Source organism: Pontibacter akesuensis (assembly GCF_001611675.1).
Lineage (GTDB): Bacteria > Bacteroidota > Bacteroidia > Cytophagales > Hymenobacteraceae > Pontibacter > Pontibacter akesuensis.
Genome location: NZ_CP014766.1, coordinates 3,411,839 through 3,435,717, shown reverse-complemented (window position 1 = coordinate 3,435,717; position 23,879 = coordinate 3,411,839). Strand labels below are relative to the sequence as shown.

The window sequence follows — 23,879 nt, the reverse complement described above, 5'->3', positions numbered from 1 at the left end:
CAGCCTTCCCATCGAAAAATGAAAGTGAAGTTTAAATGTGCGTGAGGATCGTGCCAGAGTGATGGAGGATCGTTCTGCAGTAGGTTCTTGCACGCAGCCTTTCCGCAACGAAGATGGAAACCACCAGGTGCATCGCATTACGTGCCAGACAGTTATCTATTTTTGGATTTTGAGAATCTGGGCGTGCGCCACTCTTTGTCGGCTGTTGTATCGAGTGCCTGCTCTAAATGCAGCACCGTAAAGCAAAAAAGCCTCTCTACGCAGCGTAGAGAGGCTTCTTGTGAGTCCGTTGGATTATTAAGGTTAACATAAGAGTGGTTTAGAATAGTTTAAACGCACTTTTTAATAAATGTTAGACATTGTCTTAAAAAGTTCATTGACTTTAGTTACATACCACATGTATTGGAGAGGTTCAAATGACCAATTGATGATTAAGTAAAGGGCTGTAACTTCACTGTTAAAATATTCTTTACAGCTACTCTCTCTTCAACGGTTGCAAAGAAATTGTATGAGTCATCTAACAAAACAAGCTGTTACACTTACCGTAGAAAATACAAAAAAAGAGCCGCACAATTTTTTTTACAAAACGGACCGGCTCTTATATCAACTTTAACCGGAACAATCATTTCTTCAGCACTGCTTTCAGGCACCGAAGCAGGAGCTACTACAGGCAAGGTTCCTCCAGTCCTCCTTTCTGCAGAAATTCAAACTGACAGGGCACTAAAAAAAGCAGCGCCGCCTCTAAACCTCGAAGCGGCGCTGCAAAGCATCTTTTAGACTGCACCAACGCTCTGAGATGGTGTTACCTACCCGCCCTGTTACCTCATGGCGCCGGCCTCGAATACCTTCACTGTCCCGTCATTCTCGGATCTGACCACCAGCAGGCTCCTTTGGCCGGGGCCCTCACCGGCCGGTATGAAAATTATTCCCTCCGGGGCATCGCCCGTTCGCAGTACCTGCAGGAACTCCGGCCTGCCCGGGTTCGACACATCGTACACCAGCACGGCGTCCGCCAGCTCAGCGCCCACGAAAGCGATGGTTCCGTCGTTTACGCGTCCCACGGCTACGCCTTCAGGCTCAGCTCCTTTGTCGTCGCTCCGGTCGTCGGGGTAAAAGGAAGCCGTCGCCAGGAGTTTGCCGACCTCGCCGCCGCTGTCGTATACCTGGCCAGATGCTGAAGGAGCGGGCCCCGAAGGAATACAGCACATCGTAGTCCCCGTCCCCGTCCGGGTCGCCCAGCGTGGACGTCCCTTTTAATCACCCCCGGTTCTCGTCCCGCTGCCGTTCCGCCACATTCGGGAAAGCGCCCTATTCCATGACAGGTTTTCTTGTTTCCATGCCACAACCTAAAACCCAGCCCTACTTGCAGTTCTTAGCTTGTTTTTATAGTTACTTCTTATACGCGTACCGGCTCCTCCTTTCTTTTCAATGGTGGAGAATTGAGTGAACACATACCTTCCTTTGACTGGTCCACAACCGACTTAAACCGCATTGCTAGCAGTACCAGAAGTCCTAATGTATAAAGTCAATATAGCCGTACGGTATACCCGCATCCGAGTACTTCTTGCACTTCTGGTGATGCCTTGGTTTCAGCTCTACCTAGCCCCATTTCAGGCAGCCTAGGTAATAAACCTACGCTGCCTGAAATTATCACTTCGTGATTGTAATTATCACACGAGAACGGAAATAAGTATTATACCCGTAAAGCGTTACGTACCAGGTGCCGGCTCCGGGGTTCGTGAAAGGGCAAACTTCCTCAGACCTGTTAGGTTCGGTGCTATGACAGTCAGCCGTCCAAGAATAGGCAGGGGTCCAGGTGGGCGGCTTCGGGCCTGCTACAACGGGGGCAGAACCTTTTCTTACAAACAGGTCCGCGGTGTTCCAGTAGGCAGTCGCACTTTCAACTGTCCTTATCTCCATCGTCTTGACGCCGGCAGGAAGCGTAAAGGAGAAACCCACCTTTTCGTATGCCTCACCTTTCAGCTCTGTGTCAACTATGATTTCCTTGGATGTACCAGTTCCGGTACCTGGTCCGGTTCCAGCACCGGGTCCAGCACCAGTACCGGGTCCCGTACCAGTAGTTTTAAAACTTAACTCATTACCGTATGTAATTACACCTGTTGCTGATTTAGCATAAGCATTGACATAATACCTGGTATCCGCTGAAAATCCAGAAACCTTTGTTACAAACTCCCCGTTTCCGGCACCTTCTTGAAACGTGTTTCTTCTCTCCACAGTAAGGTTTGGAGTTGTATCAATGATAATCCCTCTTTCTACAATCTCAGGAGATCCACTTACAGTACCTCCCAAGACTGCAGAGACGGCATCAATGCTGGCAGGGGTGGTTGTTACAACTGAGGTAGGTACATTTGTGGGGTTTGCCAAATCAACTTTCCCCCTTTTGAATATGGGTCCATTCAACGTCCCATCCGCCATCATGAATTCATCATCATTGATGTAGGTTAACACCCCCCGCGTATTATCATAACTCGTGTGCAGTTCACCGTAAGACCATCCCTGTCTTTGAAGTTCGGTCGGATAAGAGCAGATGGTACAAGCTGAGAGTGGACCTATCTTAGCATTAGAAATTTTGGAGACCTCTTTTGTTACCAGGTTCACGAATTGGGCCTTCGCTAAATCCCGCTGGATGTACCAATTCGCCCATAATTCATAGAGTTGAAAAAAAGCTGTATAGTTACCCTGAACACCTCTGTGGTAAATTCTACCAACTACCTCAGGAACCTCCATATGGATGCTGAAGCCCTTTTTATTATTGCTGCAAATCCAGTCTCCAGAGAAATCATAGAAAACCTGACTATTTTTCCAAGGACCAATATAGTCTTCCTGCTTCACCCGCCATTTTCCTATCCCTGCTTTTACTGACGTAATAGTGGAGCCATTGGCTGAGATAACAGTATTGTCTTCTGTTTCAACAGTGACATCCTCTTCTGAAATGTTTAGTAACAACTCTACTCTGCCATTTGATGTCTTAGGAATTAAACGGTAGACTAATCCTCTGACCGGTTGCGATTGCAGCCCATTCCTATTGAAATGACTAGGATACCTGCCCCACTCCAAACTAGCTCCTATCATTCTAGGCTTTATTTCTGCTAAAGAGGACTTGCTTGGGGTATATAAAATTACGGGTGTATTTCCCACCAACTCCTTATCTCCCGCCTTAACCGCTAGATTGTAAATGCCCTCCTGAGGGTAATTGGGAGGACTATTTTCTGCTACGTCTTTACTTGTGTTGCCGGACTGGAAGCCTAAGGAATACGGTACTTGCAAAGGCTGACCTAACCGGTTTAGGATAATTGGTTTTACAGATTCAGCCTTTTCCATATTTACAATCAAGATAGGCTTATCAAAGTTACTAAATACAGGTTCTGTCAAGGCAGGGAGGTCATTGGTGCGTACTGTTACTGAAAATACCGCTTTGTTTCCTTCCTTGTCACTTCCAACAATAAAAGCACTGCCGTTAGAAACAGCTTTGACTTTTCCCTCTGACGTTACCGTTACCACGTTGGGGTCAGAGCTGTTCAACGCAATGTTTTTAGGAGAAGAATCAATTGAGTTTAAGCTCATTTGACTAATGGTAACAGAAGTCTGTTCATTAGGCGCCATGATCAACTCCGGGGTTGACCCATGGAGCAGTATTTCTCCGGTTTGCAACGCTACCTTGTCAATTATACCGGAAGCCGGGGTTGGATTAGGACTAGGCTCGGGCTCGGGCCCTTTGCAGAAAAGAACAGTAAATACTAGAAGTAGTATAGGTATATACTTAAGTCTTGCCTGCTTTCGTATAGTTACTGGCATAAAGTTATTGTTTGCAAAGTGATTCAATTAAGCAAGCCAATCTGACTAATAAAGTAGCTCCTCAAGATAATAATTATACATTGAAATAATGGCAATTTAGCTAGAGCCATGTGAATAAACCTATACCTACTTCTGGGTATTTTTGAATTATTACATTAATAATCTAGATTAATATAACACCAAAAATTCCTTCTTCTAAGATCATGGGAGCTCTTGTAGGTACAGGCTGTTTACTACAAGTATAAAAGCGGAAGCTGTTTTCCAGCTCATTGATAGTGAGGGAACAGGTCCAAATCTACTTTCTGATTAACAGTCTTTTTGAGGATGCCCTCTTTCCAAACCCTTGAAATAGATAATATAAAGCAACATCACCCTTCAACCCCTGCTTCATCACGTATTCCGGCAAGTATTGCGCTGATGATGGGTAACAATTATGATCTGACAGAATATCTAAACATGGACACCCCCGGATAAGCTAAGGCCACGAAGCGTCACGCACTACATTGGCAGGCAAACATCTGGCTGACTTCCCAAACCTGTACCGCTAAAACAGAAGTTCCGAACTAGCGCAATGGATAAAGGCGTACTCTGCCGGTAAAAGGTGTGCTCGGATAAGGTATGCTGCATACTTGCCAGCGCAACAACTCTGGAAGCCACTGTGCCATAACGTTAAGTGTTTGCCCCGCTTCACAAGGTCGTTTCTCTGAACGATGAAGCAGGGCAAACATTCAAAAATTACTCAACCTTCATGATCTTTATTTGGGTATAGATCTCTACAGTTCCAAAATTAGCTGCCTGCCCTAAGCCGCTGAAAAGCCGCTCTACCCCAGCACGATGCTGCACCTCATAAGTGGTCGGGGTGGAAACAGTGAGTATACCCTGAATGAAGGAGTGACTTATGGCAGGGGCGGAAGGGTGTGAAAAGCCAGTTGTTCCTATCAGAACATCGGCACCTGTATTGATATCCTTAAGCTTAGCTTGGTGAGCAGCGGTTGCGTAAGCCGGAGCCATAATTTCAATCGTGTACTTTCCAGGCTGAAGGATGAAGCGGTTATTTGAAAGTTCTACAAAGCTGTTGTCCCCTTCCAGTATATTCAAGGCTCTTGTATTCCACTGATTCAATACAGCGCTTCCTCCGTGTTGTGCAGATTGTCTCTGATCTCTGAGGAACGCGGTTCTTGTGCCCGCATCTAACCCCTTTTCGCCTTGTGGGCCCTGCTCCCCCTGAGGACCGGCTGGTCCTGTGGCACCGTCACGTCCGGCAGGTCCTTGCGGCCCTGCAATACCCTGTTCTCCTGTAGGTCCCACGGCCCCGGCTGGTCCCACTGGACCTGTCGGCCCGGCGACACCCTGCTCCCCTTGCTCACCTTTTGCGCCTGTTGGCCCCGTTGGACCCGCAATACCCTGTTCTCCTTGTGCCCCGGCCACGCCCTGGTCACCCTTGGGTCCGATTAGGCCCTGCTCCCCCTGAGGACCGGCTGGTCCTGTGGCACCGTCACGTCCGGCAGGTCCTTGCGGCCCTGCAATACCCTGTTCTCCTGTAGGTCCCACGGCCCCGGCTGGTCCCACTGGACCTGTCGGCCCGGCGACACCCTGCTCCCCTTGCTCACCTTTTGCGCCTGTTGGCCCCGTTGGACCCGCAATACCCTGTTCTCCTTGTGCCCCGGCCACGCCCTGGTCACCCTTGGGTCCGATTAGGCCCTGCTCCCCCTGAGGACCGGCTGGTCCTGTGGCACCGTCACGTCCGGCAGGTCCTTGCGGCCCTGCAATACCCTGTTCTCCTGTAGGTCCCACGGCCCCGGCTGGTCCCACTGGACCTGTCGGCCCGGCGATGCCCTGCTCCCCCTGTGGACCAGCCGGTCCAGGCAATGAACTTCCCGATGTCTTCGCATACATAGCATAGGGGACGCTCATCAACTGGCTGGTACCCGTAACCGTACCCCCGCTACTGGTTGTCCCTTTTGGCCCTTTCGTCTGGGTACCGGGCACATTGCTCACGGTTTTGATAAAGAACGGCCCGGTTGCCCAATCAATCGCTGTGAACTCCCCTGAAACCTTGGTTCCGGCTCCTATCTCAATACTGACCAAACCGTTGCTGTTGGTCACGGGCGTTTGGTTCTCCACGTAAACAGCGGACCCCGTTGGGGATCCCTGCAGGATGCTGATCTGCATCTCAATCGGCTGGTTTGCCACCAAGGTATTGCTGCTGTTTCTGATCACCGCCTGATAGCTCATCTTCTCAGGGGCCTGCGCATAGGCGCCCGAGAAAAGCATCAATGCCGCTATAAGTGTAAATATTCTCTTCATTTGTCTAGTGTTTGATAATCTTGAATGTTTTAACTGACCGGTTGCCGTGTATGACTCTTAGGAAATAAGCCTCGCGTGCCATGTTTATCATGGATATGTTGGTTAAACTGCCCACTATGCTTTTGCTCTCTAAAACCCTGCCTCGTGCATCTGTGAGCTGGTAGCTTGCTTCCTCGTTCTCTTGATAGTTGCCAATTCGGAGCGTCAGGACATCCGTGGTTGGATTCGGGTAAGCATAGAGATCTGGCAAAATGGCTGAAAATCCTGTACCAGCGGCCAGCAACTCTGTGCTATCGGTTATTTTGCCCGAGATTACTGTTATCTCATAGGCGGCCTGAACACCCTCACTCACCGAACCGGCTTCTCCGGCGTGGCTGCTAAAGAAAACCTGGCCTACGGAATAGCTGACTGCTCCCCCGTTTCCCGAGCCCTCTCCGCCCGAGGCGGGCACAGCCACCTGTGCATTGACTCGCAACAGGCCGAAACCCACCAAGAGCATGGTGCATAGCATTGTTTTTTTGTGTTTCATATTGCATGGTAAAAATTTGAATATCACTTTATTAAGCACTTTGAAAACAGCATATTCAGACCGCATTTTTAGGCGCACCTTTAGGTGATAAAGCATCCCAAATGGCCTTTAAGCCCCAAGTGCAATAATCCGGTTTGGTGTCTCCCGCGCAACAGCGGAATTAGAGAGACACTAATAGGAACTTGCCAAAAGAACGAACCGATCCAGTGTAAAGGAAAAGATTGGCTACATGACCTTAAAGCTGATGGGTACGCATCCGAATAAAATATATAAATAATCAAATATATATTTGAAATATCCTGTAAACTTAACAGGGTAGCTACTGATAAAAAATACCTACTAATGAGTATTTTTTATCAGTAGCTAGTTTTATGTAGATGAAGCTTGAACTGATTCTTCTGTTTTTTGAAAACTAGGAGTCATTAAGAAATATTGGTTCATAGCCCAATGAAGTCTCATCTTAAGCTTAACCCAGAAAACAGAGGTTTTTCAGGAGTGGAAGCCGGCAGATACAGTAGCAGTGAGCAGCTTAAATAAGAATAGAAAATCGGAAAAGGAAACTCTTCGTCTTAAAAGACTCTGCCGTTTTCCAAAACAATAATTTTGGATAGAAGTGCTTTGGGGCTATTCTGCCATAGCTCCTCTTATCTGCTGCATTGGCAGGTTGCTTTCCCTATAGTAAGAACTCAATCTATATAGCATAGCACAACCACTCCTTTTCAAAAGGGTAACATGAAACTGCCATGGTACCCCCAAAGCAAGAGCTCAACTTCTCCTGGGCAAGAACTGTAAGAATGGGCGTTGTACAAGAGTCTTTTTTTCAAAACAACCGTGGATGCTTTTGTCAACTTCCTGGTTACCACTATATTTATACACTTGCAGCAAGCATACCAAAAGAGACGGATGGATTGCACCTAAAGCCTAACAGACAATGAAACCAGTTATAGATGAACAAGCGCAAAGAATCTGGAAAGTAATATCTGAAAGAAACGGGGTTGGAAGAGTCGTTACTGCAGTGGACTTCAGGTTAGAGCTTGAGCTGCACAGGAGGCTTCTTTCCTTTTTTCAGGTGGGGGAGTTCTACTACTTTATACTCAACGTTAAAGCCTTTGCTTTTGAGCTGGTGAGCGCGGAGGTCTCTTCAGTGCTGGGTTATGCGCCAGAGGAGGTAGACGTTGCCTTTATCATGAACAGCATACATCCCGAGGATCAGCCCTGGTTTCTGTCCTGTGAGAAAAAAGTGGGTGATTTCTTTTCCGGCTTGACGCTGGAGCAAATACCCAACTACAAGGTCCGCTATGACTACCGCATCAGGAAGAAGAACGGCGAGTACATCCGTGTTCTGCAACAGGTGATTACCATACAGTTCGATGAGCAGGGGCATGTTTTGCGCACCTTGGGCACCCACACGGACATTTCTCATCTCAAGCGGGACGGTGCTCCCGTGCTTTCCTTCATCGGCCTCAACGGGGAGCCCTCATACACTGACGTTCCTGTTGAAAAAATGCGTCTTCCCGCCCACTCTTTGCTTTCCGCAAGGGAAAGGACCATACTTCTACTACTCACCCAAGGCTACAATAGCGAAGAAATTGGCAAACAGCTTTTTATAAGCAAGAGCACGGTACAGACGCACCGCAGGAACATCCTGCACAAAACGGGTTGTAGAACCACGCCCGCACTGATTTCCTTTGCTGTCAAATCTGGAGTGGTATAGGGTTCAATGCAATATACAATTGCTTTGATTTTAGGCCTGTCTGTGCCCTGGATTGCCACTATCGAACACGATAACGTTCAGACAAGGAGCCAGTCCAGTGCTGCTGCCCTGCCTGCAAAGTTTTCATACGCCACTGCCGGTTTTAGCTGGTGCACCTCTTGTGCCATCAGGTTTGCCCGGTGCTCCTGCGAGGCGACAGGGGTTGCGATACGGGCCACCTTTTGCAACCTGGTATTTATAAGCTCTCTGCTGAACTGCAGAATCAGGCTCCTGTAGGTTTCGTCCTCCACCTCCACTACGGCCTTGCTCGAATCCAGCAGCAGCTTCTTCACGTCGTAGGAGATGACATGCTCCACAATGATGTGCAGGCAACGCTCCACTTCGCTGATGGAGTGGGCCTGCATATCCGGCAAGGCAACCTCAAGAATATCGGTAGCAGGGTCGTAATCGAGTGTGATTATGCTGTTGTGGTAGACAATCATGGTATCAGATCTGATCCGTTGCAGATTCATTTTGCAGCCACGCCAGGGCTTGCGCCTTCTGCGTAAAGTTCTGCAGCATGAAAGGAAGCGTCAGCTCCTGCTGCACGTGCTGCATGTTGTTTTTTGCCCGCGTCTCCACGGTCAGGTCCAGCGACTGTACCCGCGCAAGTTTTTGCACGCGCGTACGTGCCAGTGCGCTAGCCAGGTAAACGGCTATCTCCCTGCTTTCCTCCGGTGTCACGGACACCGTTGTTTTAGTGGAATCGAGCAGCACCCGCTTCACGTCGTAGCTCCTGACGGTATCAGTCAGGATATCTATGCTATGCTTTATCTCCGGCAGCAGATACCCGTGCAGGTCAGGGTACTCAATCACCACGATGTCGGTGGCAGGGTCGTAGTCCAGCTTGATGATGCTGTTTTCAAAAATAATCATGTGCTTGTGGGTTGGGTAATTGAATTTAGGCCACCTGCATTTCCAACAGCCAGCTCATGGCCTCGTCTCTGCTGGAGAAGTTCCGGAACTCCATCGGCAGGTTTGCCTGCTGCCTGACCTCCGCGGACTTGGCCTCGCGCCTCGCGTTTGTCGATTCCACCCGCGCGATTCTCTTCAGGCGCGTACCCATCAGGTCCATACCAAATTTCATGGCAATGGCTTTATAGGCCTCGTCATCCTCCTCCATTTCTATGACGGAGTTAGACGCATCCAGCAGAAGTTTCTTAATGTCGTAGTTGCGTATGTTGGTGACGATGACGTCCAGGCACACCTTTACCTCGGGAAGCATGAAGTGCGTCACGTCCGGCATACTGGTCTCCAGAATGTCCGTTGCTGGATTGTAGTCCAGCCTGATGATGTTGTCGTGTAAGACCATTCCTGAACTTCTAATGGTTGAGCCGCGAAGATAGCTCTTTTACAGCAATAGCAAGTTCCCTACAATTAAATGACTGAACCAACTTGCCTCCTGATCCTGCTGCCCTTAGTAAACATCCGGCGGAGGTGGCAAGTTACTCGCCTTCCTGGGAAACAGCAGCGAGGCAATGATGGAGATGGCCAGGATGCCCCCCACTGCCAACAGGGCGTAACGCATGTCGATGTGGAAGATATCGCTTAGCATCAGCTTTGCCCCGATAAACACCAGGATGACCGACAAGCCGTAGTGCAGGTAATGAAACAATTGCATGATACCGGCCAGGGCGAAGTAGAGGGCCCGCAAACCCAGCAGCGCAAACACGTTGGAGGTGTAGACAATAAAGGGGTCTTTGGAAATTGCCAGGATAGCCGGAATGGAATCAGCGGCAAAAACCACGTCTGTGCTCTCGATCATAATCAGCACTAGGAACAGCGGCGTGGCAAACCACTTGCCGTCTATCTTGGTGAAGAACTTACCGCCCACTGGGGTTTTAGTGATACGCATGTGCCTGCTTACCCATTTTATCAGGGGGTTGTTCTCGGGGTGCACCTCCTCATCTCCATGTGAAAAAGCCATCTTGATGCCCGTGAACACCAGGAACGCGCCCATGATGTAGATCAGGAAGTGGAATTTGGCAATTAGGGCCACGCCCACCAGTATAAAGATGGCCCGCAGCACAAGCGCACCCAGTACCCCCCAGAACAGGAGGTTGTGCTGGTACTTGAGCGGTACCTTGAAGTAGTTGAAGATCATAATGAAGACAAACAGGTTGTCCACGCTCAGAGACTTTTCAATCAGGTAGCCTGTTAGAAACTCCATGGCCGGCCGCTCCCCCTGCCAAAAATATATGAGCACGTTGAACCCCAGCGCCAGTGCGATCCAGAACAGGCTGGTAAGCAGCGCCTCCTTGATTTTTACCTCATGGGCGTCACGGTGGAATACAAACAGGTCGAGCCCAAGCATCAGGAGCACGAAAGCGTTGAACAGGATCCAAAAGGACAGGGAGTTCTCCATTGAGAAAATAGGTTAACAAATAAAGGATATGTATTACAGGTACTGCCCCCCATGCCTGGCACAGCGTCTCGGGGACATGGGGAAAATTTAATGCACAGACTAACTTAGTGGAGTGCCGTCACAGCTTGCGCTTATGCTTATCCAGAACACCCGTGCTACGGCGACGGCGTTTGGGCTTGATGTACAACCTGTAAATCAGGTAAGAAACGGCAGTGAGTGCCAGCATCAGACTTAGGATTAATAGCTCCATAGCAGGTTTGTGTATGGTGTATCAACATATGCCCTGACCAGGGCTTCAAAAAAATTATCTAACGCACCTTCTCCCCTTCTGTTTCCAGTATCTCCGGGTTCGAGGTTTCCACCAGGCCTACTTCGCGCTCCGGGTGGAACTCGCCCTCCCAGCGGGCCACTACGGCGGTGGCAAGGCAGTTACCGGTCACGTTCACCGATGTGCGGGCCATGTCCATCAGCTCGTCGATGCCAAGTATGGCGAACACCGGCCACACCGGCAGGTTGAACGAGGCCACGGTGCCCAGCAGGATCACCAGGGAGGCGCGCGGCACACCGGCCACGCCTTTGCTCGTCAGCATCAGGGTGAACACCATCACCAGCTGCTGCTCCCACGTCAGGTTGATGCCCGCGGCCTGGGCCACGAAAACGGAGGCGAGGGCCAGATACAAGGTAGTGCCGTCGAGGTTAAAGCTGTAGCCGGTAGGCATAACGAAGGCCACGATCTTGCGCGGCACGCCCAGCTTCTCCATCTCCTCCATGGCGCGCGGCAGGGCCGCCTCCGAGCTGGTGGTGGCAAAGGCGATGGACACCGGGCCGGAGATGGCTTTCAGGAAACGCACGATCGGCACGCGGGCGATCAGGGCCACCGGCAGCAGCACCACCACCGCAAAGACGATCAGGGCCACGTAGAGGGTGATGAGCAGCTGGAACAGGTTCAGCAGGATGCCGAAGCCCATGTGCCCCACCGTGTAGGCAATGGCGGCGCCCACACCGATCGGGGCGAAGTACATGATGATGTTGGTGAACTTGAACATGGTCTCGGAGAGGCTCTCGCAGAAGTCCAGCATCGGCTTGCGCTTCTTCTCGCCCACCATGGCAAGGCCGATGGCGAACAGGACGCTGAACACCACAATCTGCAGCACCTGCCCCTCGGATATGGACTTCACGATGTTCTCGGGGAACACGTGCAGGATGATGTCGGATGTGCTCTGCGCGGCCACCGGGGCGATCTCCTCCTGGCTCTGCGCCAGTCCCGGGTCTATGCCCACGCCGGCGCGGCTGATGTTGATGGCGGCCAGGCCGATGAACAGGGCCAGCGTGGTAACGATCTCAAAGTACAGGATGGCTTTCCAACCCATGCTGCCCACCTGCTTCAGGTTGGAGTGGCCGGCAATGCCCACCACCAGCGTGGCGAAGATAAGCGGGGCGATGATGGTCTTGATCAGCTTGAGGAAGATCTTGCTCAGCACGTTCAGGCTGACGGCAAACCCGGGGAAGTCGTAGCCGATGGCGCAGCCCACCACCATGCTGACCAAGATCCAGGTGGTGAGGGAGCGCTTCTGCAGGCCGTAGAGCAGCAAAACGCCCACTACTGCCCAACGCACGCCCATCAGCACCTCTGCCGGCAGTGAAATAAAGCTGTACTGCTGCAGTACAGTCAGGATGGCCGCCACAGTTATACTTAGCAGCGCCGCCATCGGTAATAAAGACTTTTTCATATACAGTGAGTTGTGATCTCCAATTCAGGCGCAGGCATTACAACTGTACCGGCTTCATGCGCGGGGTGATGAAGTGCATAACCAGCCAAGCCAGCAGGTAAGCACATCCGCAGACAACAAAGATGATATTGTAACCCTCGGCCAGTTTACCCAGGAACTTGTAGTGATCGAGCACAAAGCCTATGAAGAGCGGGAAAAGCACACCACCCAGGGAGCCGGCCATGCCGCCTATGCCCACCACCGAGCTCACCGCTCTTTTCGGGAACATGTCAGAGGCTGTCGTGAAGATGTTGGCGCTCCAGGCTTGGTGCGCGGCGGCAGCCAGGCTGATCAGGCCTACCACCGTCCACAGGTCGGTGGTGAACTGCGCCCCCACGATGGGCACCACGCAGAGGGCGATAAGCAGCATGGCAGTTTTGCGGGCCTTAAATACTGGCCACCCCCTGCCAATAAAATAAGAGGACAGGTAACCGCCGCCAATACTGCCAATAGTAGTGGCCGTGTAGACGACCGCAAGGTGCAGGCTTGGCTTTGAGAGGTCCAGCTGGAAGACGCTGCTGAAGTAGGAAGGCAGCCAAAACAGGAAGAACCACCAGATGGGGTCGGTTAAAAACTTACCCGCGATAAAGGCCCACGTTTGCCGCACCGTCAGCAGCTTTGACCACTTTACCGGCGTCGTGTCTGCCGTTTCATCCGGTATAGCCTCGCTGTCGCTGTGGATATAATCGTACTCTGCCTTCTGCAGGCGCTTTTGGCGGGAGGGGATCTCGTAGAGCACCCACCAGAACACCAGCCACACAAAGCCCACGGCACCCGTCGCGATAAAGGCCATCTCCCAGCCGTAAACACCCAGGATCCACGGCACCAGAATCGGGGCGACCACCGCCCCGATGTTGGCCCCGGAGTTGAAGATGCCTGTGGCAAGCGCCCGTTCCTTTTTGGGGAACCACTCGGCCACTGCTTTGATGGCTGCCGGGAAGTTTCCCGCCTCGCCCAGGCCCAAGGCAGCACGCGCGATGCCAAACCCGAGGGTGCTCCTGGCGGCGGCATGGAACATGGCGGCCAGACTCCAAACCACAATGGAGATCGCGTACCCCAGCTTCGTGCCGATTTTGTCAATAAGCCTTCCAAACAGCAGCAGCCCCACCGCATAAGAAGCGGCGAAGGCCATCACCACAGTCCCGTAGTCGCTCTCAGTCCAGTTGAACTGCACCTCCAGCGCCGGCTTTAGCAAACCGATGATCTGCCTGTCCAGGTAGTTGATAGTCGTTGCAAAAAACAGAAGCGCGCAGACAACCCAACGGTATGCGCCTACCTTGTGCGGATGGATCTCAATGTTAGACTTAGTCTTTGTATTTGGCATCTTTGCTATGTTTTTATTGTCGCATTTGTTTTAAGCGCTCCTTAAGAATGATCCCGTTACCTTGGGTTCTATACTTAAGGAGCTGCTTAGGGAAACAGGTGGCTTTTCTTAAAGTGTTACCGGTTGGGGTCGCTTGTCAGCGGCGGCTCCCTCACTTGTGCCGGGTAGACTGGAGCACACAATGCCTTTCCACTTCTCAGCAAGCTGGAGTTCCTCTCTTAGGTGCAGGTCCTCTTCCCTGCTGTAAAACAACAGTGTCTGTAGAGCTTTGCTGCTTCGGAATGTGAAGTGCAGGCCAATGAGGTCGATCACCCTGGTGCCGTTTTGATCCCGGTACTCGTGAAGCAGACTGCAGTTCCTGACATCGGACAAATCGACAGTAATCACTTCCTCCTTTTCAGCAGATGCTTTCACGTAAAGAAGCCGCTTTTTAGAAGTATCAATGCCAATGGCATGACCGGGATGCCAGAAGTCGCACAGGGAGATCTCCAGCCCGTGTTGGGCACCCAGATCGGTGAACTGCCTTAAGCGCCCGTTTGATTTACGCCGCTCATTGAAAGCGAAATACATTGCCGCCACCGCTAACAGTGCCAGTATGACTACCCCTATGACTATTGAATTCAAGTCCATTTGATATAAGTTTAAATGTTATAAAAACCGGCTCAGCGCCGGCCTTTTGCTTTGATTTTATTGCCACCACAGCTCCTGCAGCAGTGCACCTCCTACTTTTTCCCGCCGGTGCGGCGAAAGTACAGGACAAGCAGCGTGAGCAGCGAAAGGAAGATGAACAGGTTTACAAGCTCCATGCTTCATGCGTTAAAAGTGCGCGCCAGGAAAGCACGGCCGGTCTAAAAATTTAAAGGCCCCGGCCGCACCCTGTCCAAGCTTTAGCCGACCATCACTTTGGGCTGTTCCGGCTCCGGCTGCTGCTGCAGTTTGCTGTGTTTTCTTCCATAAAGGAAGTAGATGGCAACGCCGATGGCCATCCAGGCGATGAGCCGCAGCCAGGTATCCACCCCCAGGTTCACCATCATATACCCGCAGATCAGGATTCCAAGCACCGGAACAAGCGGCACGAAAGGTGTTCTAAAGGGCCTTTTCAGGTTAGGGCTTGTGCGGCGCAGAACGATGATGCCGGCGCACACAATGACGAAGGCCAGTAGCGTGCCGATGCTTACCAACTCACCGAGCAGGCCAATTGGGAAAATACCGGCCACGATCGCAGCCACGACGCCCGTAATGATAGTGGGTACATAAGGGGTGTTAAACTTGGGGTGCACCTTACCGAACAGTGCGGGAAGAAGGCCGTCCCGGCTCATGGAGTAGAAAATGCGCGGCTGGGCCATCAGCATCACCAGTACAACTGAGGCCAAACCAGCCACAGCACCAACACCTGTCAGGAAGTAAAGCCATTTCAGGCCAGGCCCCGCCGCCGCCAGGGCTACCAGTACAGGGTCCGGCACGTTCAGGGACTCGTAAGGTACAATTCCGGTTAAAACCAGTGACATCAGGATGTAGAGCACCGTACAAACCCCCAGGGAGGCAAGCATTCCGATAGGCATGTCGCGCTGCGGGTTCTTTGCCTCCTGCGCCGCGGTGCTCACGGCATCAAAGCCAATGTAGGAGAAGAACACAATGGCAGCACCAGCCACCACGCCCTTCCACCCGTAGCGGGTGCTGCCATCTGTCAGAATCTCCTTACCTGGGATAAAAGGCTCCCAGTTCGCAGAATCAACATACTCAAACCCAAAGCCGATGACAAGCAGCACGATCACCACCTTCACCACTACAATGATGTTGTTGAATTTGGCTGACTCCTGTATCCCTACAACCAGCAGCCCTGTCATGACGAGAATCAGCACGACGGCAGGCAGGTTGATGAGGGCTCCTGTCGCTTCGAAAGAGCTTCCATCGTAGGCAAGCGGTGCGGCGGCGATGGCAGCCGGAACGGTAATTCCAAGCGAACCGAGCAGGCTCACGAAGTTGCCGCTCCAGCCCACGGCCACGGTTGCGGCACCGAACAGGTACTCGAGAATTAGGTCCCACCCGATGATCCAGGCGATGAACTCCCCCAGTGTGGCGTAGCCGTACGTATAGGCGCTTCCTGCCACCGGGAGCATAGAGGCAAACTCAGCGTAGCACATCCCCGCGAAGAGGCATCCCAAACCGGCGATCAGGAAGGAGATAACGATGGCAGGCCCGGCTGCGTTCGCTGCTGCCGTACCCGTCAGCACAAAAATGCCCGCCCCGATAATGGCGCCCACGCCCAGCATGGTCAGGTTGGTTGCGGTGAGGGTGCGCTTCAAGCCGTGCTCCCCGCCCTCGGATTCACTTATTAGTTTTTCGACAGACTTTGTCGCAAATAGATTATTAGTCATTTTGTAGATTTGAAATGATGATACATCGCTCGTCCGGCCTTTATGCGAAAGCCAGACAAGCCACACCTGTGACAGTGCATCAGGTGAATAATGGCGGTTAATGTTACCGCCACGCAACCATTTATTTCTATCTAAGGGGCGTTGGGGAGTATTCTGAACTGCGTCGTTAAAGTGGAAATACCAAAGGCAACGCTGAATGTGATGCAGGCGCTGTGCCTGTCAAGTATGAAGGGAGAAGAGCCGCCGCCTGCAAGCAAGTATGGGTTTTGGTTATCCGCCGTGTGAACTGTTCTGCCGTGTGGCGCGGTAGGCTCGGACCAGGCAATGGACTTTCCCTGTTCTTCCGGACTAAAATGGTTTTCTTCCTGGCTGGTGGCTTTAACATTGGCCTGATGAAGATCACCACCTTCAGGGCTGGAAACAGAAAGGCACCCCCACACACCCGCAATCAGCAGGAGTAGAAGCAGTACGAGGCCTTTCTGTTTTCTCATGGGGAAACGGTTATTCGGTGCCCTGTCTGGTTAGCGGATGTTCAGCTTGCTTTTGCGGTAGCCGTAGGCAAAGTAGATCACAAGACCCAGTGCCAGCCACGCTAGAAAGCGGCTCCAGTTGGTGATGCCCAACTCCGACATCAGGTACAGGTTGGTGAGCAGTCCCAGCACCGGAATAAGCGATAGGTTCTTTCGAAAGGTGAGCACTGTCATCACGGCCACCACTGCCAGGAACCCCAGCATCGGCAACTTGTGCTGTAGCGCGTCCCAACCACCGGCGAGGATGAAGAACGAGTCGATTGCCTGCGTGTTGTAGTGCAGCAGTATAACTGAAAGCGCCGCAAGTATAAAGGGCAGTACAAACTTGCCGTTGATGTAGGGAACCTTGAACCCTTTGTTGGCCTGTGTTGTGCCCTGCCTGTGGTCCAGGACCAGAATACCGCCACATACCAGCACGAAGGCAAAGAGGGTTCCGATGCTTGTCAGGTCCGTTACCTCTGTCAGGTTCATGAACAGGGCAGGCACAGCCACCACAATACCCGTAACGATGGTGGCAAAGTAGGGTGTTTTGTGCTTTGGGTGAATGCGGGAGAAGGCACCCGGCAGCAAGCCGTCCCGGCTCATGGCCATCCAGATACGGGGCTGCCCATACTGGAACACCAGCAATACGCTGGCCATGGCAATAATGGCGCTGACAGCTACGATTCCTGCCATAAAATCAAGACCTACGCGCGCGAACACAAAGGAAAGCGGATCGCCAACGGCCAGCTCAGTGTAAGGGACCATACCCGTGAGGACCAGCGCCAGTATCACATACAGCACCGTGCAAATAATAAGCGTGTACACCATCGCCCTTGGCAGGTCCCGCTGCGGGTTCTCGCATTCTTCGGCGGTGGTGGAGATGGCATCAAACCCGATGTAAGCGAAGAAGACGGCCGATACGCCTTTCAGGATACCCGTTATCCCGTTTGGCGCAAACGGTGTCCAGTTATCTGCCTGCACATAAAACGCCCCTACCGTGATGACCAGCAGAATGACGATCAGTTTCAGCAGCACCAGGATGTTCGCCGTCCGTTTTGACTCCTTGATGCCGATGTAAACCAGATAGGTGATAAGGACCGTAATGGCGAGTGCCGGAAAGTCAGCCACAAGCCGTATCCCACCGAGAGCAGGTGCCTGCTGCCAGGCGTTAAACGCTTGCTGCATCCCCGTCGGCAGCGAGACGAAGGCCTGTCCCTGCGCCAGCATTCCCTGTGCTGCTTCGTGGCCACGCATGGCGCTTAGGTAATCCATGGTCAGGTACTCCGGTATGCCCAGCCCCACACCACGCAGAACGGCTGTAAAATAGTCTGACCAGGAGATGGCCACGGCGATGTTGCCGATAGCATACTCCATGAGCAAGTCCCACCCAATAATCCAAGCGACCAACTCACCGAAGGTGGCGTAGGCGTACGTATAGGCGCTCCCGGACACAGGAATGGTAGAGGCAAACTGCGCATAGCACAAGGCCGAAAAACCGCAGGCGATAGCCGTGAAGATAAAAAGCAGCGAGACACCCGGCCCACCGGCGGCACTGGCATTTCCGATGGTGCTGAAGATGCCGGCACCAATGATGGCGGCGATGCCAAAGGCTACCAGGTCTCGCAGGCGGAGCGTGCGCACCAGGTCGTTGCCGTGCACATCACCTGCCGTGGCATAGTCCGCCTGCAGTGCCGCGACACTTTTGCGGCGGGTAAGGTTCTGCATGTGATTACTCCTAGCGCCTTGCTTTACTGCTTGTGCTTGTTTCATATTAATATCCCTATTGCGTGTGCATCGTAAAATTGTTCCGGGGTAGAAAATCCGTTCTTCATGCTGTCGTTGGAATTCTGGTCAGGTCGGGCAGTTTAGCCGGCCGTATGATTAAAGGCACCTTCTCCACCTTCACTGAGCTGGTGTCGAGTCCAAACCACTTGGCCTCTGTGCTGGTGAACTCCTTGATGCTGAAGTACCATTGCATGATCACCCGCTTCACAAACGGCAGGTCATTCTCCACGGAAAGGTATTTTTCCAGTACCACGAACCTGAAGTCGCCTATCAGGTGCTGCCTGCTCAGGGACGGATACCGGCTTGTGATGTCCACCTCCCCCTTCTCCACCAACTCCTCCACCACTTTCCGGAAAAACAGGTTAATGCGCTGCTCTACCCGAAAGCCGAGTTTGAAGTCAATCCGGATCACATCTCCAGGCGCTATGTGGCGAACTTTGTACTCGGCGGTGTAAGGCGCATCGGTCGTATCCACATGAATGAACCAGTATATGTCCGCTCGTTTCGGTCGTTTCTGGAAGATGGAGTAAATCACTTTTGACTCCAGCTTCTTCGGGTCAGGTGCGCTTGTCATGAAGACCAAGTGTGTGGCATACTTGGGAACAGAGGCATCGGCGCTTAGCTCCTGCAGGGCCGGCACATAGTACTTCAGGCGCACGTACTCAGTCAGGCTTCGCTTGATGTGGAAGGCACGGATCCAGGTGTACATGACACCCAGTAGCAGCAAGGCGATCAGCAAAGAGACCCAGCCTCCATGCGGGAACTTGCTAAGGTTGGCAATCAGAAAAGAACATTCTATCACCAGGTAAACTGCCAGGAACAAGACAGAAACGGACTTTGACTTATACTTAGCGTAGAGGTAGTACGCCATAAGAATGGTGGTCGAGAGCATAGCCATGGTGATGGCCAGACCATAGGCGGCCTCCATATTCTCGGACTCCCTGAAATACAGCACCACACCCACACAGCCCAGCCATAGCAACCAGTTTATGCTGGGAATATAAAGCTGCCCTTTCAGGTTAGTGGGATACACGAGCTTTACCCGCGGCCACAGGTTGAGGCGGATCGCTTCGCTGATAAGGGTGAAAGAACCTGATATAAGTGCCTGGCTGGCAATGATGGCCGCCAGGGTGGCAATGGCTATTCCCGGCAGTAGAAACCAGGAAGGCATGATTCCATAGAAAGGGTTCTGGCTCAGGTATTGCCTCTCCAGTGTCATGAGCCAAGCTCCCTGACCCAGGTAATTGAGCAACAGGCAGCTCTTAACAAACGTCCAGCTTAGCCTGATGTTCGGGCGGCCGCAGTGCCCCAGGTCCGAGTAAAGCGCTTCAGCACCGGTTGTGCAGAGAAAGACCGCCCCCAGCAGCCAGAACCCACCCGGGTAGTTTGCCAGCAGCTGGTAGGCGTAGAAAGGGTTGAGTGCCTTCAGGATCTCAGGATACTGCAGCAACGAAAACAATCCCAGGCTACTCAGCATGGAAAACCAGAGCAGCATCACCGGGCCAAACAATTTGCCCACCACCTGCGTCCCGAAGCTCTGCATCAGAAACAGCACCGTCAGTATCGCAAGCACGATGGGCACAGTGGGTATGTCCGGATACAGAATCCGGAGGCCCTCGATGGCCGAGGAGATGGAGATCGGCGGCGTGATAATGCCATCCGCCAGCAGCGCGGCGCCTCCCAGCATGGCAGGCACGATGAGCCAGGCTGCCCGGCGGCGGATCAGCGTGTACAGGGAAAAAATGCCGCCCTCGCCGTTGTTATCGGCCTGCAGCGTCAGTAGCACGTACTTCAGCGTCGTCTGCAGGGTCAGGGTCCAGAAGACGCAGGAGATGCCCCCATACACCAGTATCTGAGAGATGGGTGCGTCTCCAACAATAGCCTTCATCACGTACAGCGGCGAAGTGCCGATGTCGCCGTAAATGATGCCCAGTGAAATCAACAATCCAGCCGATGTAACAGCCGGCGCTTTAGATGACATACTTTTAAAAAGGATAAATAGTAGAAGCTTCTTTTTTTAAAGCCGTTAGACCTGCTTTGATGGACTGAACCGCTGCCGTAGAACCGTGAGCACAGGGGGAAGCATCGAAATGCCAATGATGCCCAGCACCAGAAGGGAGAAGTTTTTCCGGACAATGGGCATGTTGCCGAACATATACCCGATTAGGATAAAGAAGACAACCCAGAGCAGTGCGCCTACCACGTTAAAGTAGAGAAAGCGCCTGTAGTTCATCCTGCCCATGCCCGCCACAAAGGGCGCAAAGGTGCGCACGATCGGAATGAAGCGGGCATAGATAAGAGTACGGCCGCCATATCGGGCGTAAAACCGCTCTGCCTGCATCAAGTGCGCCTGCTTGAGAAACCACTTGTCCTTGCTGTAGAACCGGCCGCCCAGCTTAATGCCCGTCAGGTAGTTGAAGGAGTCACCCAGAACGGCAGCTACGATAAGCAGGCCCAGAAGCCACAGCACATTTAACCCGGAAGCCGGTAGGGCCGCCAGGGCACCGATGGCAAACAGCAGCGAATCCCCCGGCAGGAACGGAGTAACCACCAGGCCCGTTTCACAGAAGATGATAAGAAAAAGAATGAGGTAGATCCAATCTTGGTATTCCCGCAACAGGTCCACTAAATGAAGATCGATGTGCAGCACAAAATCGACCAGGTGCCCTAACAGCTCCATACACGTACCCTTAAATAAAATGATAAGATAGCAGGACAGGCCACACAGCTCCCCTATAGGGAAACAGGCGCCAATACCCGTAAAAGAGGATAGGAAAAGGGACTAGGGGCCTTTTGTGAGAATGGAAGTTAGACTGTAAAGCCTAAGGGCCGTTTGATGCTGAAGAGGCAGGGCGGTCGAGTTGCTTTGCTCGGGGTGAACCTGCTGCAGGATAGCTTTGAAAAGGAGGCCGAAAACCATTTTATCCAGCTGCAGCACCCCTTCAGGATCACCAGGAGTGGTCTCACCGGCATTAAATGCGAAAGGAACGTCCTCATCATTGTCAACGGCACTTATAACTGAAAGATCCCCGGGGACTGCCGCCTGGGAAACGACAGGCAAGCCCAGCACCAGCACACTGCACAGCAGCACGGTGAGTAGGAGTGTCAGCTTTTTCAGGAAAGGCATGCCTGTGGGTATCATGCAGCAAAGGAAGCGCTTAGCTCTATCTAAAGCAACAGCAGCGCATTAATAATTTTTAGCACGGACTCCCACAGAACTTGGGACAGGTGGTCACTCCCCCGGGGTGAGTACATTCTTTTTCGAAACCCAAGCCAGACCTTGCACAAAAAAGCCTATTCGACTTATAAAACAAAGCCGTATCATATTAATGGATCAGTGGAAAGACAACGCGTTGATGTACTAAAACGGGAATGGTACCGGCTATGCATCCCACGGTAATTCATTTATTTTCAAGCATATAATATCCCTTCGACAAGAAAAGCAGTATTATTTTGAAAAGTTGCGGGAGCCTGTTTTATGGTACACTTCGATTTCATTTTTTAGGCTCCTAGCAATTCATTAACGGTTAAGGCCTTAAAATCACAGTTAGACCCCATGCATTTACTAAAGGGAGAAGAAATAGTGCTCACTGCCTTGGGAGGGGAGATCGTGCTGACCAACCTGCGCGTCTGTCAGCGGACGGAAGAGGCGACTAACATGTACACCCGGCACGTTTTCCTCCGGCACGTCGTCGGCTGCGATGTGGTACACCGCCGGCGAGCCTCCTGGCTCATCGAGGTGGCAGCAGCCCTTACGCTGGCGCTGCTGTCCCAGTTGGCCGGAAGAGCGGAGGGCGTTCACCTTGCCCTAGCAAGCCTGCCCGTCTTTTGCGCGCTCTTCTACTTTTCCACCGTGAAGACACTGGAAATTTCTTCCCATACAGGCAGCATCGCGCAGCGACTGGACATAACACACACGAAAGAGCAAGAATTAATCGAAGCGCTACGAAGCCTTTCGACCGCACAGAAAGCATCCCCGCCCGGCTAGCCCAAGACGGGCCGAAAAGCCGCTGACAGAATCGTTGCAGCCGACACTTCAAATAAACAAAGGTAATGCCTCGGTCCTGCTCCAGGTGTAAAGCAAGGGCATGGATACTGCGCTAGAAGGTATCCACCCGGTAGCGCGTAGCCGCAGCACCTAATGTAAAGTGCCGAAGGTGGTAGTGGCCGAGGCTATAATTTCGTTTGTGCTATATTGCACCTGGTTTGATAGTGCCTATCTTATGAAAAGAACGCTTGTTTCGCTGGAGAGCTCCGGCTGGCAATGGATTGATTTTGAAAACCCCTCAGCTGAGGAACTGCAGGAGGTGGCCGAGCAGTTCGGGCTGCACCGTTCTTCTGTCGTAGACGCCCTCCAGCCCGAGCACCTGCCTAAGTATGAGGACTTCGGCCTGGCCGTTTTCATGATTGTACGCGTCTTTGACAGCGAGGCGCACCGGGAGGCCGACACAATACAGGAGCTTACCAATAAGATCGCCCTCTTCTACTCCAAGGAATTTCTAATTACGATCCACCGCCTTCCCACCGGGCTCATCGATGGGGTCAAGGAAAAGTATGTCGGGGCGGCACAGGTTCAGACAACCGCTGACCTGCTACCCAAGCTCCTCAAAGCCGCCCTAAGAACGTATGTGGCCCCGGCCCACAGCCTGGCCGAGGAGCTGGACTACTACGAGGCGAAAACTTTCCTGAACCAGCAAATGCCTCCCTTGACAAGAGGGCTCTACCACCTTAAGCGCAAGGCCACCGTGTGTAGACGGGTCCTCCGCCTCTCGGAAGTAATCCTAAGCAGCATGCAGCTGAAGGGTCTTCAGCCTACGGAAATGCAGGACCTGAAGGACCTGTACGTCCACCTGATGACGCAGTTCGATGAAATCAACGACGGCACTAATCACCTGATCAACACGTATATCTCGCTCTCCTCCCAGCGAACAAACGAGGTAATGCGAGTGCTTACCATCTTTTCCGCCTTTTTCCTGCCCCTAACGTTCATTGTGGGCATCTACGGCATGAATTTCGAATTTATGCCCGAGCTGGAGAAAAGGTATGGTTATCCGGCAGTGCTCGCCCTTATGGGGCTTGTGACCCTGGTTATCTACCAGTGGTTCAGAAGAAAAGGTTGGCTGTAGTAGAGCAGATGGCATACGACACAGAAAGATGAGCCATAGCATGTTCCGTTCCGGGAGGGCTTATGATATCTAAAACGTTCAGCAAGCGGAGCAACAGGCTAAAAAATTCGTATTGCGCTTTGCTCCCCAATATTGCGCGTACTGCGGAGAGGAGAATTCGTTCCTGTCGGCTTTTAAATGACTAAGATTTATAACTGTACTTCATGTGTGTTGAT

Annotated in this window: 22 protein-coding genes; 3 read left to right on the top strand and 19 right to left on the bottom strand. The window is 52.2% G+C overall.

What is annotated here, in order from left to right; genetic code table 11:
• The first annotated feature begins 504 nt into the window (after positions 1 to 504).
• Positions 505 to 777 carry a hypothetical protein gene (locus tag A0W33_RS20955; protein ID WP_139237220.1) on the top strand — a complete coding sequence of 91 codons (273 nt, stop codon included), beginning with the start codon at positions 505 to 507 and terminating at the stop codon, positions 775 to 777.
• 41 nt (positions 778 to 818) lie between these two features.
• On the opposite strand, the gene A0W33_RS14540 is transcribed toward A0W33_RS20955, so the two are convergent.
• The 4 genes from A0W33_RS14540 to A0W33_RS14525 all read right to left on the bottom strand — a co-directional run bounded on the left by A0W33_RS14540 (position 819) and on the right by A0W33_RS14525 (position 6,652).
• Complete coding sequence (locus A0W33_RS14540; RefSeq protein ID WP_068838858.1) at positions 819 to 1,208, bottom strand: choice-of-anchor I domain-containing protein; 390 nt, start codon at positions 1,206 to 1,208, stop codon at positions 819 to 821.
• Positions 1,209 to 1,650: 442 nt separating this feature from the next.
• Positions 1,651 to 3,816 (bottom strand): PPC domain-containing protein, encoded by a 2,166-nt coding sequence (locus A0W33_RS14535; protein WP_068838857.1) that lies wholly within the window; start codon positions 3,814 to 3,816, stop codon positions 1,651 to 1,653.
• Positions 3,817 to 4,551: 735 nt separating this feature from the next.
• Positions 4,552 to 6,123 (bottom strand): collagen-like domain-containing protein, encoded by a 1,572-nt coding sequence (locus tag A0W33_RS21265; RefSeq protein ID WP_068838856.1) that lies wholly within the window; start codon positions 6,121 to 6,123, stop codon positions 4,552 to 4,554.
• A gap of 4 nt (positions 6,124 to 6,127) precedes the next feature.
• Positions 6,128 to 6,652: a T9SS type A sorting domain-containing protein gene (locus tag A0W33_RS14525; protein WP_068838855.1), complete on the bottom strand. Its 525-nt coding sequence runs from the start codon at positions 6,650 to 6,652 to the stop codon at positions 6,128 to 6,130.
• Positions 6,653 to 7,583: 931 nt separating this feature from the next.
• Here A0W33_RS14525 and A0W33_RS14520 point away from each other — a divergent pair.
• Positions 7,584 to 8,366 (top strand): LuxR C-terminal-related transcriptional regulator, encoded by a 783-nt coding sequence (locus A0W33_RS14520; RefSeq protein ID WP_082815248.1) that lies wholly within the window; start codon positions 7,584 to 7,586, stop codon positions 8,364 to 8,366.
• 77 nt (positions 8,367 to 8,443) lie between these two features.
• On the opposite strand, the gene A0W33_RS14515 is transcribed toward A0W33_RS14520, so the two are convergent.
• The 15 genes from A0W33_RS14515 to A0W33_RS20950 all read right to left on the bottom strand — a co-directional run bounded on the left by A0W33_RS14515 (position 8,444) and on the right by A0W33_RS20950 (position 22,340).
• Positions 8,444 to 8,848 carry a hypothetical protein gene (locus A0W33_RS14515; RefSeq protein WP_068838854.1) on the bottom strand — a complete coding sequence of 135 codons (405 nt, stop codon included), beginning with the start codon at positions 8,846 to 8,848 and terminating at the stop codon, positions 8,444 to 8,446.
• A gap of 4 nt (positions 8,849 to 8,852) precedes the next feature.
• On the bottom strand, positions 8,853 to 9,281 hold the full coding sequence (locus tag A0W33_RS14510) for a hypothetical protein (RefSeq protein ID WP_068838853.1): 429 nt from the start codon (positions 9,279 to 9,281) through the stop codon (positions 8,853 to 8,855).
• A gap of 25 nt (positions 9,282 to 9,306) precedes the next feature.
• A complete protein-coding gene (locus A0W33_RS14505; RefSeq protein ID WP_068838852.1) occupies positions 9,307 to 9,717 on the bottom strand; it encodes a hypothetical protein in 411 nt (136 codons plus the stop codon).
• Between the two features lie 105 nt (positions 9,718 to 9,822).
• Positions 9,823 to 10,770, bottom strand: a complete 948-nt coding sequence (locus tag A0W33_RS14500; protein WP_068838851.1) for a TerC family protein — start codon at positions 10,768 to 10,770, stop codon at positions 9,823 to 9,825.
• Positions 10,771 to 10,888: 118 nt separating this feature from the next.
• Positions 10,889 to 11,020: a hypothetical protein gene (locus A0W33_RS21260; RefSeq protein WP_262502127.1), complete on the bottom strand. Its 132-nt coding sequence runs from the start codon at positions 11,018 to 11,020 to the stop codon at positions 10,889 to 10,891.
• 58 nt (positions 11,021 to 11,078) lie between these two features.
• Positions 11,079 to 12,500: a dicarboxylate/amino acid:cation symporter gene (locus tag A0W33_RS14495; protein ID WP_068838850.1), complete on the bottom strand. Its 1,422-nt coding sequence runs from the start codon at positions 12,498 to 12,500 to the stop codon at positions 11,079 to 11,081.
• 37 nt (positions 12,501 to 12,537) lie between these two features.
• Positions 12,538 to 13,863, bottom strand: coding sequence for an MFS transporter (locus A0W33_RS14490; protein ID WP_068838849.1), 1,326 nt, complete (start codon positions 13,861 to 13,863; stop codon positions 12,538 to 12,540).
• Between the two features lie 108 nt (positions 13,864 to 13,971).
• A complete protein-coding gene (locus A0W33_RS14485; protein ID WP_068838848.1) occupies positions 13,972 to 14,493 on the bottom strand; it encodes a hypothetical protein in 522 nt (173 codons plus the stop codon).
• A gap of 257 nt (positions 14,494 to 14,750) precedes the next feature.
• Positions 14,751 to 16,241 (bottom strand): amino acid permease, encoded by a 1,491-nt coding sequence (locus A0W33_RS14480; protein ID WP_068838847.1) that lies wholly within the window; start codon positions 16,239 to 16,241, stop codon positions 14,751 to 14,753.
• Between the two features lie 131 nt (positions 16,242 to 16,372).
• Positions 16,373 to 16,732 (bottom strand): hypothetical protein, encoded by a 360-nt coding sequence (locus A0W33_RS14475; protein WP_068838846.1) that lies wholly within the window; start codon positions 16,730 to 16,732, stop codon positions 16,373 to 16,375.
• Positions 16,733 to 16,762: 30 nt separating this feature from the next.
• Entirely contained in the window at positions 16,763 to 18,478 is a 1,716-nt protein-coding gene (locus tag A0W33_RS14470) for an amino acid permease (protein WP_068838845.1), read from the bottom strand.
• A 103-nt stretch (positions 18,479 to 18,581) separates the two neighbouring features.
• Positions 18,582 to 20,519 carry a KUP/HAK/KT family potassium transporter gene (locus A0W33_RS14465; protein ID WP_068838844.1) on the bottom strand — a complete coding sequence of 646 codons (1,938 nt, stop codon included), beginning with the start codon at positions 20,517 to 20,519 and terminating at the stop codon, positions 18,582 to 18,584.
• A gap of 45 nt (positions 20,520 to 20,564) precedes the next feature.
• Positions 20,565 to 21,218 carry a DedA family protein gene (locus A0W33_RS14460; protein ID WP_068838843.1) on the bottom strand — a complete coding sequence of 218 codons (654 nt, stop codon included), beginning with the start codon at positions 21,216 to 21,218 and terminating at the stop codon, positions 20,565 to 20,567.
• A 102-nt stretch (positions 21,219 to 21,320) separates the two neighbouring features.
• The gene (locus tag A0W33_RS14455; RefSeq protein ID WP_068838842.1) at positions 21,321 to 21,680 is read right to left on the bottom strand and encodes a hypothetical protein; all 360 of its coding nucleotides are present in this window, start codon (positions 21,678 to 21,680) and stop codon (positions 21,321 to 21,323) included.
• Between the two features lie 423 nt (positions 21,681 to 22,103).
• Positions 22,104 to 22,340, bottom strand: a complete 237-nt coding sequence (locus A0W33_RS20950; protein ID WP_139237263.1) for a hypothetical protein — start codon at positions 22,338 to 22,340, stop codon at positions 22,104 to 22,106.
• Positions 22,341 to 22,761: 421 nt separating this feature from the next.
• Here A0W33_RS20950 and A0W33_RS14445 point away from each other — a divergent pair, with 421 nt between their 5' ends.
• Positions 22,762 to 23,664, top strand: a complete 903-nt coding sequence (locus A0W33_RS14445) for a magnesium transporter CorA family protein (protein WP_068838840.1) — start codon at positions 22,762 to 22,764, stop codon at positions 23,662 to 23,664.
• Positions 23,665 to 23,879 lie beyond the last annotated feature (215 nt).

Excerpts from the sequence above, each read along its gene's own strand:
- A0W33_RS14540 (WP_068838858.1), bottom strand. The coding sequence starts at position 1,208 with ATGTGCTGTATTCCTTCGGGGCCCGCTCCTTCAGCATCTGGCCAGGTA.
- A0W33_RS14535 (WP_068838857.1), bottom strand. The coding sequence starts at position 3,816 with ATGCCAGTAACTATACGAAAGCAGGCAAGACTTAAGTATATACCTATA.
- A0W33_RS21265 (WP_068838856.1), bottom strand. The coding sequence starts at position 6,123 with ATGAAGAGAATATTTACACTTATAGCGGCATTGATGCTTTTCTCGGGC.
- A0W33_RS14525 (WP_068838855.1), bottom strand. The coding sequence starts at position 6,652 with ATGAAACACAAAAAAACAATGCTATGCACCATGCTCTTGGTGGGTTTC.
- A0W33_RS14520 (WP_082815248.1), top strand. The coding sequence starts at position 7,584 with ATGAAACCAGTTATAGATGAACAAGCGCAAAGAATCTGGAAAGTAATA.
- A0W33_RS14515 (WP_068838854.1), bottom strand. The coding sequence starts at position 8,848 with ATGATTGTCTACCACAACAGCATAATCACACTCGATTACGACCCTGCT.
- A0W33_RS14510 (WP_068838853.1), bottom strand. The coding sequence starts at position 9,281 with ATGATTATTTTTGAAAACAGCATCATCAAGCTGGACTACGACCCTGCC.
- A0W33_RS14505 (WP_068838852.1), bottom strand. The coding sequence starts at position 9,717 with ATGGTCTTACACGACAACATCATCAGGCTGGACTACAATCCAGCAACG.
- A0W33_RS14500 (WP_068838851.1), bottom strand. The coding sequence starts at position 10,770 with ATGGAGAACTCCCTGTCCTTTTGGATCCTGTTCAACGCTTTCGTGCTC.
- A0W33_RS21260 (WP_262502127.1), bottom strand. The coding sequence starts at position 11,020 with ATGGAGCTATTAATCCTAAGTCTGATGCTGGCACTCACTGCCGTTTCT.
- A0W33_RS14495 (WP_068838850.1), bottom strand. The coding sequence starts at position 12,500 with ATGAAAAAGTCTTTATTACCGATGGCGGCGCTGCTAAGTATAACTGTG.
- A0W33_RS14490 (WP_068838849.1), bottom strand. The coding sequence starts at position 13,863 with ATGCCAAATACAAAGACTAAGTCTAACATTGAGATCCATCCGCACAAG.
- A0W33_RS14485 (WP_068838848.1), bottom strand. The coding sequence starts at position 14,493 with ATGGACTTGAATTCAATAGTCATAGGGGTAGTCATACTGGCACTGTTA.
- A0W33_RS14480 (WP_068838847.1), bottom strand. The coding sequence starts at position 16,241 with ATGACTAATAATCTATTTGCGACAAAGTCTGTCGAAAAACTAATAAGT.
- A0W33_RS14475 (WP_068838846.1), bottom strand. The coding sequence starts at position 16,732 with ATGAGAAAACAGAAAGGCCTCGTACTGCTTCTACTCCTGCTGATTGCG.
- A0W33_RS14470 (WP_068838845.1), bottom strand. The coding sequence starts at position 18,478 with ATGCAGAACCTTACCCGCCGCAAAAGTGTCGCGGCACTGCAGGCGGAC.
- A0W33_RS14465 (WP_068838844.1), bottom strand. The coding sequence starts at position 20,519 with ATGTCATCTAAAGCGCCGGCTGTTACATCGGCTGGATTGTTGATTTCA.
- A0W33_RS14460 (WP_068838843.1), bottom strand. The coding sequence starts at position 21,218 with ATGGAGCTGTTAGGGCACCTGGTCGATTTTGTGCTGCACATCGATCTT.
- A0W33_RS14455 (WP_068838842.1), bottom strand. The coding sequence starts at position 21,680 with ATGATACCCACAGGCATGCCTTTCCTGAAAAAGCTGACACTCCTACTC.
- A0W33_RS14445 (WP_068838840.1), top strand. The coding sequence starts at position 22,762 with ATGAAAAGAACGCTTGTTTCGCTGGAGAGCTCCGGCTGGCAATGGATT.